We start from the raw sequence: 11,679 nt of genomic DNA on the forward strand, positions 1-11,679 counted from the left end.
TGGGGGATGTGCTCAGCCGGCGGGCTGGGTGCGGTGCAGGCCGAGCGCCTCGAACACCGGGGAGTCGCTGAACCGGAACAGGTCCAGGGCGCCGGAGTCGGAGTCGGTGGACCCGGCCTCGGACCGGACGCTGAACGGCTGCCAGGACGGCACGACGAACAGGTCACCGCGGGTCACGGTCCACTGCTCGGAGCCGACGATGACGGTGCCGGAGCCGTCGAAGACCTGGTAGACCGACGAGCCGACCTCGCGGACCGGTGCGGTCTCGGCGCCACGGCGGACCCGGTGCATCTCGGCGCGGATGGTCGGGAGGACGTCGTCGCCGTTGCGCGGGTCGGTGAACCGCACCGCGGCGTGGCCCGGTTCGACGACCCCGTCGTACCCCTCGGCCTCGAGCGCGAGCTGGTCGGCCAGCGCGCGGTCGGTGTGCACCCACTTGTAGGACAGCAGCGGGCTGCCCTTGGCGCCGCTGTCCGGGGCGCCGACGGGCCGGAGGCCGGGGTGGCCCCAGAGCCGCTCCGAGCGGGACCGGTCGGGGGTGGTCCGCTCGGCGTCGGTGATCTCGTCGCGGCCGAACTGGAAGAACTGCGCCTCGGAGGCGTACTGGAACGGGATGTCGAGGCCGTCGATCCACGCCATCGGCCTGTCGGTGGCGTTGTGGTGGGCGTGCCAGTTCCAGCCGGCCTGGGGCAGGAAGTCGCCGCGCTGCATCGGCACCGGGTCTCGGCCGACCACGGTCCACACGCCCTCGCCCTCGACGACGAAGCGGAACGCGTGCTGGGTGTGCCGGTGCTCGGGTGCGTCCTCACCGGGCATCAGGTACTGGATCGCGGCCCAGAGAGTGGGTGAGACGAACGGGCGGCCAGCCAGTGACGGGTTGGCCAGCGCGATCGCCCGCCGCTCGCCGCCGCGGCCCACGGGGACGAGCTCACCGGCGCGCTCGGCGAGCGGGAGCAGGTCGTCCCAGCGCCACAGGTGCGGCTGGGCCTTGGACTGCGGGTGGGCGGGCATGAGGTCGCCGATCTCGGTCCACAGCGGCACCAGCAGCTCCTTCTCGAACCCGCGGTAGAGCTCCTCGAGCTCCGGCGTCGGGGTCGGCTGGCCGGGCGCGTCGACGGCCTGCAGGTGGACCGGGGAGGCGTGAGGCGTCGGTGTCGTCATGCGGCCGATCATGCGACCTGCGCCACTGTCGAGAACAGCGGTTTCTGTTATGCAGAATCTTTCGTAGGCTGGGTCCATGGACCGAGAACCCAAGCGGCGCCCGTCGTACGCCATCACCAGCGTCGACCACGCGTTGCGGCTCGCGGCGGTCCTCCAGCTCGAGGGCAGACTGACCGTCTCCGACGCCGCCGAGCGCCTCGAGGTCGCACGCTCCACCGCGCACCGGCTGCTCGCGATGCTGGTCTACCGCGACTTCGCGGTGCAGGACGAGGACCGCACCTACCGGCCCGGGCCGGTGCTCGAGCTCGCTGCCCACTCGCACTCGGGCACCTCGCGGCTCCGCGCGGCCGCGCTGCCGCACATGGAGGAGCTCGTCGACGTGGTCGGTGAGTCGAGCAACCTGATGATCCGCACCGGCGACACCGCGCGGTTCATCGCGTCGGTGGAGTGCCAGCAGGCGCTGCGGGTCGGCAACCGCGAGGGGATGGTGTTCCCCGCGCACCGGGTCTCCGGCGGGCTGGTGCTGCTCGCCGAGCTCGGCCGCGAGCAGCTCGAGGCGCTCTACGCGCCGGAGCGGTACGCCGACCGGCCCGAGGACCGCCCCGACCTGGCGCGGCTGCACCGCGACCTGGCCAAGGTGCGCAGCAACGGCTTCGCGCTCAACGAGGGCCGCTCCGAGCGCGGCGTCGTCGCCGTCGGCCGGCCGGTGCGCGGCACGGACGGCGAAGCGCTCGCCGGGCTCTCGATCTCCATGCCGAGCGTGCGCTACACACCGCAACAGCTGACGTCGCTGGTCGCGGCGATCGGGTTCGCCGCGCGCGCGATCGAGAACGACCTCCGCGCCCACGGTGGTTGAGGAGGGCGAGGCACGAGCCCACGGTGGTTGAGGGGTCTCGACGGGCTCGACCAGCGGCGGTGGTTGACGGGTCTCGACAGGCTCGACCAGCGGCGGGCCGCTACCCTCTCGCCATGGCCGGCGAGTGGACCTTCCTGTCCAACCACGGTCACGTGCTGGTCTGCCTGGCCCGCGACCCCGACGTCCGGATGCGCGACGTCGCGGCCGCGGTCGGCATCACCGAGCGCGCGGTGCAGCAGATCGTCCGCGACCTCGTCGACGAGGCCTTCGTGGAGAAGGAGAAGGTGGGCCGGCGCAACCGCTACCGGGTGGTGCGCTCGGCCCACTTCCGCCACGACCTCGAGGCTGACGTCAGCATCGGCGACTTCGTCGGCCTGGTGCTCGGCGGGCACGACGACGGCTGACCAGGCGATCAGCGCCGAGCCGGGACGTCGTACTCCTCACCACTCGAGCTCGGCACGCCGTCCTCGCTGTCGCTGCTGTCGCGCGTCGCCCGCAGGCTGAGTACGACGGCCACGGTGATGCTCGTGGCGATCACGGTGAGCGACAGCCAGATCGGCACCTTCCACACGTCGAGCAGCAGCATCTTCACGCCGACGAAGACCAGGATCGCGGCGAGGCCGGCCTTGAGGTAGACGAAGCGGTGGATCAGGTCGGCGAGCAGGAAGTACATCGCCCGCAGGCCGAGGATCGCGAACGCGTTGCTGGTGAACACCAGGAACGGCTCCTGGGTGACCGCGAAGATCGCCGGGATCGAGTCGACGGCGAAGATGATGTCGGTGGTCTCCACCAGCACCAGCACGGTGAACAGCGGGGTGGCCACCCACTTGCCGGCCTTCTTCACCCAGAACTTCTGGCCGTGGTACTCGTCGGTGCTCGGCACCCGCTTGCGCACCAGCCGCAGGACCGGGTTCCTCGAGGGGTCCATCTCGTCGTTGCGGTGGGTGAACATCTTCCAGCCGGTGAAGACCAGGAACGCGCCGAAGACGTAGAGGACCCAGGCGAAGTTCTCGATCAGCACCGCACCGCCGGCGATGAAGATCGCCCGGAACACCAGCGCGCCGAGGACGCCGTAGAAGAGCACCCGGTGCTGGTACTCCCGGGGCACCGCGAAGTAGGTGAAGATCAGCGCGAAGACGAACACGTTGTCCACGGCCAGCGACTTCTCGATCAGGTAGCCGGCGTAGTACTCACCACCGGCCTGGGCGCCGTACGCCCACCAGACCACACCGCCGAACGCCAGGCCGAGCGAGACCCAGACCGCCGACCAGATCGCGGCCTCCCGGACCGAGACCACATGCGCCTTCCGGTGTGCCAGCAGGTCGATCGCCAGCATGGCCAGGATGACGGCCAGGACCGCTGCCCAGGCCCACAGGGGTACGTCCATCACACAACCTCCTCGTCCGCACGTGCGGATCGTCGGAGGTCTCCCCCACCGCGTACGGCGGCCGACGCACCGGACCGGTCAGGGCCGGACGAACTGACGGTGGCGTCGTTGCGAGGTACTCCCCTCTACCGGATGAATGATTCACGAAGCCCAGATCGCACGTCAATCCGACCGGTCGCCGGTGCAGACCACTGTTCGACACCTCGTCCCGACGGCCGGCGACCGGGCGGCCGGTAGGTTGGAGGCGTGGAGACCGACGACGTCCTGACCCTGCTCCAGGAGGTGGCCGAGGAGGTGATCAACCCTCGGTTCCGGGTGCTGGGCGACGAAGAGATCGACGAGAAGAACCCCGGCGACCTGGTCACCGTGGCCGACCGCGAGGCCGAGCTGCAGCTGGCCAAGGCACTCGGCGCGGCCTACCCCGACGCGCTGGTGCTCGGCGAGGAGGCGACCTCGGCCGACCCCACGCTGCTCGAGCGCTACCGGCACGCCGAGCACGCCTTCACCGTCGACCCCGTCGACGGCACGAAGAACTTCGTCGCCGGCTCCCCCGACCACGCGGTGATGGTCGCCGAGATCCACCACGGCGAGGTGGTGCGCAGCTGGATCTGGCAGCCGCAGCACCGGCGCGGGTACGTCGCCGAGCGTGGCGCGGGGGCCTGGTGCGACGGCCGCCGGCTGGTGCGCGAGCCGCTCGACGAGGAGCTGCGCGGGGTCACGTCCCGGCGCGAGTGGATCGGCCGCGCGCTGGGCGCGATGAAGCAGCTGGACCTGACCTGGGTCTGCTGCGGGGTGGACTACCCGAAGCTGGTCGAGGGCGCGGCCGACTACGCGCTCTACTGGCGCACCCTGCCCTGGGACCACGCGCCCGGGTCGCTGCTGCTCAGCGAGGCCGGTGGCGTGGTCGGCGGCTTCGACGGCACCCTCTACCGCCCCCAGCACGACGCGCACCACGGGCTGATCGCGGCGGCCGACCGGGCGACGTACGACCTGACCCAGGGACTGGTGCACGCGCTCCCCGGCCTCTGACGGCCCTGCTCCTGAACTACTCGCACGCCCCGGCGGCACGCGCTCTGCCGAGGTTCCACTCCAGCCAGTCGTCTCCATCGGCGCCGGCCGGCTCGAGGCAGGCCCGGCTCGGGGACCGGTCGGCCAGCGCGGGGACGGCGTCGGCGGAGAGCTCGGAGAGGTAGGACCAGTCCACCTTGCCGGTCTGCTCGTAGCGCTCCAGGTTCTGCTCGGCGACGAAGGCGTCCGGGTTGAGCGCGGCCAGCGCGAGCAAGGTCGAAGCCCCGGTCAGCAACACCGCCCGCGGCACCCAACGGCCGCGGAGCCGGAGACCGGCCGCCATCACCAGCAGCACGACCAGGCCCAGCCAGCCTTCGAAGAACGCCACCAGCAGACGCAGCTGGGTGAGGCCGTAGGCGTCGGCGTAGACGTCCATCCGGTGTAGCGCGGAGGCCACGACCAGCAGCGTGAGCAGGCACAGCGCACCGAGCACGGCCCGCAGCAGCACCCGGTCCCGCGCATCAGCCCGGGGCGCCTTGCGCACGGCGACCGCCACCACGCCGAGGGTCAGCACGGTCGCCACGGTGAGCTGGCCGAACCCCTGGTGGACGTAGTCGGCGTAGGTGAGCCCGGTGGTACGGCTTACGTAGCCGTCGCCGCCGAACATCACCGACAGCTGGGCGGCAACGAACACCGCGAACACCGCGACGACCAGCGACACGGGCACCAGCCACTCGAACCGCCGGGACACCGGGGTTCCCGCGGGCGGCGCGAGCCGCTCGACGCGCGGCGGGTTGAGCGCGACGTACCCGCCGGCCAGGGTCAGTCCGCCCACGGCCAGCCAGACGAACGACCGCAGCCCCAGCGCGTCCACGGTCAGGTCCGGCACGAGCGCGTCGGCCCACTGCGCGAACACCGCGTCGGCCGAGGCGAACAGCGCCCCGAACACGACGACCGCCAACAGCGACAGCAGCGCGGTGCGCACGACCGGCGCCCAGGTGCGGGTGCCGCGCGTCGCGGTGAGCGACCTGCCCAGCCAGGGCAGGCCCCGCAGCGCCGCAAGGGGTACGGCGGCCACCGAGGCGACCAGCCCCGGCATGGAGCGCCCGTCGGTGAGCGCCGCCGAGCCCACCGCGAACGCCGCGAGCAGGCACAGGACAGCCACCCACTCCGCATCCCGCAGGAACAGCGGCGTCATCAGCAGCACGCACAGCGCGAGCGAGGCCAGGTGGTAGGGGGTGCGCAGCCGCGCGTCGGAGAGCGCGACGACACCGGTGAGCGTGACCAGCACCAGGAAGGTGCCGATCCCGAGGTCGCGGTAGGGCAGCACGACCGCGGCCAGGACACCGACCGCGGCAGCAGCGGCCACCAGTCGCGGACGGGCGGTGAGCGAGGCCTCGGGCCACAGGCTGCCGAACGCGGAGTCCAGCGCGGACAGGCTCGGGGGAATCGCCGTGGTGGTCACAGCAGGGTTGGTCATGGGTGCGTTCCTTCCGGGAGACAAACGCGGATCCGGCAGCCGGTCGCGGTGTCGGCGACCTCGATCGAGCCGCCGTGCAGGTCGGTGACCCAGCGGGCGATCGCCAGGCCGAGGCCGGTGCCGCCGTCGTGCTGGACGGTGCCGCCGCCGGCCGACCCGGCGCCGGTGGTGAACCGCTCGAAGACCGTGGCGCGCTGGGCCGGGTCGATGCCGGGCCCGTCGTCGGACACCTCCAGCACGATCCGCTGCTCGCCGCGGCGGGCGTGCACCCGCACGGTGCCCTGGGGTGGGCTGTGCCGGGCGGCGTTGTCGAGCAGGTTGGCCACCAGCTGGTGCAGCCGGGCGGTGTCGGCGTGCACGACCAGGTCGGCCGGTTCGACGAGCACCTCGAAGTCGACCGGCCGGCCGGCGAGCCGCGCCTCCCGGACCGCATCGTCGAGGAACGGCAGCACCTCGACCGGTCCGGCATCGAGCGCGCTGATGCCGGCATCGATCCGGGACAGGTCGAGCAGGTCCGAGACCAGGTCGCCGAGCCGCTCGGTCTGGTCGAGGGCGGCACGGAGCCGCTCCGGGTCGGGCCGGACCACGCCGTCGGCGAGGTTCTCCAGCAGTGCGCGCAGGGCGGCGACGGGGGTGCGCAGCTCGTGGGAGACGTTCGCGACCAGCTCGCGGCGCTGCCGGTCGACGGCCTCCAGGTCGGCGGCCATCGTGTTGAACGCCCGGGCCAGCTCGCCGACCTCGTCACGCGAGGTGGCGGTGACCCGGCGCGAGTAGTCCCCGGTCGCCATCGTCCTGGCTGCCGCGGTCATCTCGCGCAGCGGCGAGGTCATCCCCCGCGCGAGCACCTGCGTGAGCAGCAGCGCGACCACCACGGTGGCCGGGATCGTCAGCAGCGGGTCGAGCCCCAGCCGCGCGCCCGCGGTGGGGAGTACGGCGGCCACGCTGACCGTCACCGCCACGAGGACACCGAGCTTGGTCTTGATCGAGCGCAGCGGGTCCAGCGGCCTCACGGCGACACCTCCAGCGCGTAGCCGACGCCGTGCACGGTGCGGACCACGTCACCGCCCAGCTTGCCGCGCAACGACCGGACGTGGCTGTCGACGGTGCGCGTGCCGGCCGCGTCGGGCCAGTCCCACACGTCGGCCAGCAGCCGCTCGCGGGTGAGCACGGTGCCCGGCTGCTCGGCGAGGCAGGCCAGCAGGTCGAACTCGGTCGGGGTGAGGTGCACCGGCGTGCCGTCCAGGTGCACCTGCCGCCGCGCCCGGTCGATCCGCAGCGGCCCGACGACCAGCTCCGGCGGCAGCGCATTGGCGAGCTCGGCGGCCCGCTCGACCCGGCGCAGCAGGACCCGCACCCGGGCCACGAGCTCGCGCATGCTGAACGGCTTGGTCAGGTAGTCGTCGGCGCCGACCCCGAGCCCGACCAGCACGTCGGTCTCGTCGTCGCGGGCGGTGAGCATCAGCACGGGGACCGGCTTGTCGGCCTGGACACGACGGCAGACCTCGTGGCCGTCGAAGCCGGGCAGCATCACGTCGAGCACGACCAGGTGCGGGTCCCAGTGGGCTGCGGTCGCGACGGCCCCGGGACCGTCGTACTCCTGGCGGACGTCGAAGCCCTCGGCGACCAGCCGGTCGGCGACCGACTGGTTGATGATGCGCTCGTCCTCGACGACCAGCACGCGTGCTGCGTTGACCATGCTCCGAGCGTAGGAGCGCGGCTGTTCAGGGACCGCCGAAAGAGTGTGAAGGTCCTGTGCAGGTTTGTCCCGGATCTACGATGCGAAGCATGAGGCTCACCGTCGTCGAGGGTGACATCACCGAGCAGCAGGTCGACGCAGTCGTCAACGCCGCCAACGAACGGATGCGCGGGGACGGGGGCGTCGACGGCGCCATCCACCGCGCCGGCGGGCCCGCCGTGCTCGAGGACTGCCGGGCACGGTTCCCGCACGGACTGGCGACCGGCCGGGCCGGCTGGACCACGGCGGGGAACCTGCCTGCCCGGTGGGTGATCCACGTGGTCGGGCCGGTCCACGGCGTCGGCACCCGCGACCAGCGGGTCTCCTGCTACGCCGAGGCGCTGGGCGTGGCCGACGGGCTCGGCGCGCGCAGCGTCGCCTTCCCGCTGATCTCCGCCGGCATCTACGGCTGGCCGCGCGAGGACGCGATCCGCGCGGCCGTTGACACGATCCGGTCGACGCCGACCTCGGTCGAGGAGGCGCGACTGGTCGCCTTCGGCCGGGCGGCGTACGACGAGATCCGGGCGGTCGTCGACGGCTGACCACTCACCTGCGGGGTCCAACGCCGGGCGGAAGAGGGCCTTCTTACTCTGACCGGCCCTGCGCGCCCGGACGCAGGATGAGACATGGTGGAGCAGAGCACCGGTCCGGCGAGGGTCCTGCCCGACACGCCGCGAGCGGACCTCGAGCGCTGGGCGTCCGCGAGACTGACCTACCTGGACAACCTCAAGGTCGTCCTGATCACCGCGATCATCGCCATGCACGCCGTCCTCGGTTACGCCGGCACGGTCGAGGTGTGGACCTACACCGGGCTGCGCGAGGTCACGCTGAACCCGGTGGTGGAGGCTGCTCTGCTGGTCTTCCTGAGCCCGTTCGGATTCGTGCTGATGACGCTGCTCTTCCTCGTCGCCGGCCTGCTGACCCCCTCCTCCTTCGAGCGCAAGGGTGCCGGCCGGTTCGTCCGCGACCGGCTGCTGCGGCTCGGGGTGCCGTTCGCGGCGTACGTGTTCGTGGTGCAGCCGGTGCTGGTCTACGCCCTCGAACACCCGCTGGGTGACGCACCCGGCTCGTTCTGGGCGGAGTACCTCGGCGCGGAGCACCAGGTCGACACCGGCCCGCTGTGGTTCGTCGGCGTGCTGCTGATCTACTCCCTCGCCTACGCCGGGTGGCGCCGCTGGAGCGACGGGGCCGGCGGCAGGCACGCCGCGGTCGCGCGGGCGACCAGCCCCGTCACGCTGCGTCGGCTGGTGACCCTCGCCGGGATGGTCGCCCCGCTGTCCTTCCTGGTCCGGCTGGTCTACCCGTACGGCTCCGAGAGCGGGTTCTCCGACCTCAACCTCTGGCAGTGGCCCGGATGTCTCGCCGCATTCGCGCTCGGTGTCGTCACAACGCGCCAGGGCTGGCTGGAAGAGATCCCGCACGGCCTTGCCCACCGCTCCCGCAGCTTCACCCTGGTCGGCCTCGTCGCGATGGCGACGCTGCTCGGCGCCGTCGGCGCACTCGACACGGTCGACGACGCGCTCGGGGGCTGGCACTGGCCCGCTGCGGTCTTCGTGGTGGTCGAGGCCGTGCTGACGGTCTTCGGATCGGTGTGGCTGTTGAGCGTCGCCCAGCGGCTGCTGCACCGGCACCACCGCTGGGGTCCCGCGCTGAGCCGCAGTGCCTACGCCGCATTCATGCTGCAGACAGTGTTCCTGCTCGCGCTCGCGCTGGCGCTGCGGCCGCTCGACGCGCCCGCCGAGGTCAAGGCCCTCCTCGTCGCCGCCGGGGGCGTCGCGACCTCCTTCGGCGCCGCGTGGCTGCTGGTCACGAAGGTCCCCGGGGTCGCCCGCGTGCTCTAGCGATGTCGGTCTGTGGCTGTCCTGCGGCCTGCGGCGGCCGGGGTCGCTGGCCGAAGCGGGAACCCGCTTGCCGGGTCGTCGGCTTCCGGGGGCGCTCTGGTCGTGCCGTCGGAGCGGGAGATCGCCGGCTTCGTCGTACGCGGCCTGCTCAGCGGCGCAGGCGCCGCTGCCCGGCGGTTTCTCACGTGAACATGGTGAACCGGGACTTCACACGGGTTGTACGCCGTGCAAAGTCCCGGTTCCTCACGTGAACATGGAATCAGCCGGCGGGGCGAGACGGTCATACGCTGGGTGGATGAGCCGGATCTTCGCCACCAGCTTCGCGTCGGTGTACCCGCTGTACCTGAACAAGGTCGAGCGGAAGGGGCGCACGAAGGCCGAGCTCGACCAGGTGATCACGTGGCTGACCGGCTTCGACGACGCCGCGCTGACCAGGCACCTGGAGACGGGGACGACGTTCGAGGACTTCTTCGCCGAGGCGACGCTGAACCCGAACGCGTCGCTGATCACCGGCTCGGTGTGCGGGGTGCGGGTCGAGCAGGTCGAGGATCCGTTGATGCAGCGGATCCGCTACCTCGACAAGCTGGTCGACGAGCTCGCCAAGGGCAAGGCGATGGACCGGGTCCTACGGGGCTGACCGGCGTCACCTTCACCCGGACAGCACAAGAGCCCCGGAGGCCGGGGCTCTTGTCGCGCCAAGGCGATCACTCCGCCGGGCAGCGGGTCACCACTTGTGCATCGTGCCGTGGGAGAGGTTGTAGTACATCCCGATGTGCGTGTAGAAGTTCATCGCGCCGAAGAGCAGGAACACCACGCCGCCGACGACCCAGGCCCGGACGGCCCAGCGCAGCAGCTGCGGGCGGTCGGTCCACAGGGCGATCGCGAAGAGCAGCGCGCCGAGCGCGACGACTCCCCACAGCCCGCCGAGGAACAGCGCCTCGAGGATCGGCATGTCGCCGAAGCGGCCGCTGATCGGCTCCTCCGGCGGAGCCGCGCCGAGCTGGAACCGGACGAACGCGATCGCCAGGACGGCCATGCCGAGACCCAGTGCGCCGACGAAGATCCCGGCCGGCTTCAGGGCCGCGAGAGCGGTGGCGTTGGCGGGCTCGGTCTCACCGGCGAACAGCGCCCGGTGGCGCCACAGGTACACCGCCGCGAGGAGCAGCAGCGCACCGAAGCCGGCTGCCGGCTGACCGAAGGCGATGTTGGCGTACTCGAAGCCGTCGCCGCCGAACGGCCACGTCACGGTGGTGTGCACGCCCAGCACCAACAACAGCAGGCCGGTCACGCCGAAGAACCCGGCCCAACCTTCACTGTCGATGCGCTTGTTGCCGATGAGCTGCGCCAAGAACGCGGCAAAGCCGATCAGCCCTGCGCCCGCCGTGACGGCGACCAGCTCGTTGTAGACGACCATGTCGTTCGCCTTCCTTCTGTCGTCGGAGGAGTCTGCGTGCTCCACAGTAGTTGAAGCTTCTACTATCTCAACGGCCGAGGACCCGGATTGATTCCCTGCCACCCGGGACGCCTGGCATTCCGGAGGTTCGTTGCTATGGTCACCGGCATGGAGACAGGCATGCGGACACCGGTGGCGGTCACCCAGCACCGCAGTCGCATGCCCTCCCACGTGCCGAGCGGCGCCGCGCTGCTCGCGCTGGAGCTCAACGAAGAGGCTCGCGGCATCCAGGGGCTCGACGTCCTGCGCCGCAGCGTCGACCGCGCTCCGCCGACCCGGTCCTGAGCTGAACCCTCCCCCGGAGCGCCGCGTCGCGGTGCTCCCCCGTCGCGCACCCGGAGAAACGGTGCGCAGCGTTCATCGAAGGACCGACCATGACCACCCACGCCACCCCTGCTCCGCTGCGCGGCCGCACCCCAGGAGCCGTCGTCGAGCCGGTGGACCTTCCCGATCCCAGCGGACTGTGCACGACGGCGCCGGCGGAGGTACGGGCCCACCTGACCCAGATGGAGACCGCACGCCAGCGACAGCTCGACGCCCTCCCCAGCCAGGGGCTCGATGCGGTCACCGCGGCCTATCGGGCGACCGTCGAACGGATCCTCGGCGAGGTCCGCGACGCTCTGGCGCGCCTGGAGGCCGGGGTCTACGGCACGTGCGCCGGCTGCGCGGGGGAGATCCCGGCGGGACGACTCGAGCTGAGGCCGTGGGCGACACGGTGCGCCCGGTGTGCCGCGGACGATCGCTGCTGACGCCCGCGG

At 71.9% G+C, this 11,679-nt stretch carries 14 protein-coding genes; 8 read left to right on the top strand and 6 right to left on the bottom strand.

The annotated features are described in order from the left end of the window. Positions 1–12 precede the first annotated feature (12 nt). A complete protein-coding gene (locus ACYVIH_RS09180; protein ID WP_460868457.1) occupies positions 13–1,161 on the bottom strand; it encodes a cupin domain-containing protein in 1,149 nt (382 codons plus the stop codon). 76 nt (positions 1,162–1,237) lie between these two features. On the opposite strand from ACYVIH_RS09180, the gene ACYVIH_RS09185 reads away from it, so the two are divergent. After that, positions 1,238–2,017, top strand: coding sequence for an IclR family transcriptional regulator (locus tag ACYVIH_RS09185; RefSeq protein WP_460868459.1), 780 nt, complete (start codon positions 1,238–1,240; stop codon positions 2,015–2,017). Between the two features lie 113 nt (positions 2,018–2,130). Continuing rightward, on the top strand, positions 2,131–2,421 hold the full coding sequence (locus tag ACYVIH_RS09190; RefSeq protein WP_460868461.1) for a helix-turn-helix transcriptional regulator: 291 nt from the start codon (positions 2,131–2,133) through the stop codon (positions 2,419–2,421). Between the two features lie 8 nt (positions 2,422–2,429). On the opposite strand, the gene ACYVIH_RS09195 is transcribed toward ACYVIH_RS09190, so the two are convergent. Continuing rightward, positions 2,430–3,404: a TerC family protein gene (locus ACYVIH_RS09195; protein WP_460868463.1), complete on the bottom strand. Its 975-nt coding sequence runs from the start codon at positions 3,402–3,404 to the stop codon at positions 2,430–2,432. A gap of 246 nt (positions 3,405–3,650) precedes the next feature. On the opposite strand from ACYVIH_RS09195, the gene ACYVIH_RS09200 reads away from it, so the two are divergent. Next, positions 3,651–4,433 carry an inositol monophosphatase family protein gene (locus tag ACYVIH_RS09200; RefSeq protein ID WP_460868465.1) on the top strand — a complete coding sequence of 261 codons (783 nt, stop codon included), beginning with the start codon at positions 3,651–3,653 and terminating at the stop codon, positions 4,431–4,433. A 16-nt stretch (positions 4,434–4,449) separates the two neighbouring features. On the opposite strand, the gene ACYVIH_RS09205 is transcribed toward ACYVIH_RS09200, so the two are convergent. Genes ACYVIH_RS09205 through ACYVIH_RS09215 form a run of 3 tightly spaced genes read right to left on the bottom strand, consistent with a single transcriptional unit; the run spans position 4,450 to position 7,588 of the window. Beyond that, complete coding sequence (locus tag ACYVIH_RS09205; protein WP_460868467.1) at positions 4,450–5,892, bottom strand: DUF4153 domain-containing protein; 1,443 nt, start codon at positions 5,890–5,892, stop codon at positions 4,450–4,452. Continuing rightward, positions 5,889–6,902 carry a HAMP domain-containing sensor histidine kinase gene (locus tag ACYVIH_RS09210; RefSeq protein WP_460868469.1) on the bottom strand — a complete coding sequence of 338 codons (1,014 nt, stop codon included), beginning with the start codon at positions 6,900–6,902 and terminating at the stop codon, positions 5,889–5,891. Before ACYVIH_RS09210 ends, ACYVIH_RS09205 begins: the two co-directional genes overlap by 4 nt. Then, positions 6,899–7,588, bottom strand: coding sequence for a response regulator transcription factor (locus tag ACYVIH_RS09215; RefSeq protein ID WP_460868471.1), 690 nt, complete (start codon positions 7,586–7,588; stop codon positions 6,899–6,901). The genes ACYVIH_RS09210 and ACYVIH_RS09215 overlap by 4 nt, the downstream gene beginning before the upstream one ends. Before the next feature lie 80 nt (positions 7,589–7,668). On the opposite strand from ACYVIH_RS09215, the gene ACYVIH_RS09220 reads away from it, so the two are divergent. From ACYVIH_RS09220 to ACYVIH_RS09230, 3 genes are all read left to right on the top strand, one after another. Beyond that, positions 7,669–8,169 carry an O-acetyl-ADP-ribose deacetylase gene (locus ACYVIH_RS09220; protein ID WP_460868473.1) on the top strand — a complete coding sequence of 167 codons (501 nt, stop codon included), beginning with the start codon at positions 7,669–7,671 and terminating at the stop codon, positions 8,167–8,169. Positions 8,170–8,253: 84 nt separating this feature from the next. Further along, positions 8,254–9,468 carry an acyltransferase family protein gene (locus tag ACYVIH_RS09225; RefSeq protein WP_460868475.1) on the top strand — a complete coding sequence of 405 codons (1,215 nt, stop codon included), beginning with the start codon at positions 8,254–8,256 and terminating at the stop codon, positions 9,466–9,468. Between the two features lie 295 nt (positions 9,469–9,763). After that, complete coding sequence (locus ACYVIH_RS09230) at positions 9,764–10,105, top strand: DUF2200 domain-containing protein (protein WP_460868477.1); 342 nt, start codon at positions 9,764–9,766, stop codon at positions 10,103–10,105. Between the two features lie 87 nt (positions 10,106–10,192). Here the strand turns inward: ACYVIH_RS09230 and ACYVIH_RS09235 are convergent, their stop codons facing one another. Next, positions 10,193–10,882, bottom strand: coding sequence for a DUF981 family protein (locus ACYVIH_RS09235; RefSeq protein WP_460868478.1), 690 nt, complete (start codon positions 10,880–10,882; stop codon positions 10,193–10,195). A gap of 147 nt (positions 10,883–11,029) precedes the next feature. On the opposite strand from ACYVIH_RS09235, the gene ACYVIH_RS09240 reads away from it, so the two are divergent. Together ACYVIH_RS09240 and ACYVIH_RS09245 are read left to right on the top strand one after the other, a co-directional pair. Further along, a complete protein-coding gene (locus ACYVIH_RS09240; RefSeq protein WP_460868480.1) occupies positions 11,030–11,206 on the top strand; it encodes a hypothetical protein in 177 nt (58 codons plus the stop codon). An 89-nt stretch (positions 11,207–11,295) separates the two neighbouring features. After that, positions 11,296–11,670 carry a TraR/DksA family transcriptional regulator gene (locus tag ACYVIH_RS09245; protein WP_460868482.1) on the top strand — a complete coding sequence of 125 codons (375 nt, stop codon included), beginning with the start codon at positions 11,296–11,298 and terminating at the stop codon, positions 11,668–11,670. Positions 11,671–11,679: the final 9 nt, after the last annotated feature.

The organism is Nocardioides pakistanensis (assembly GCF_054781215.1).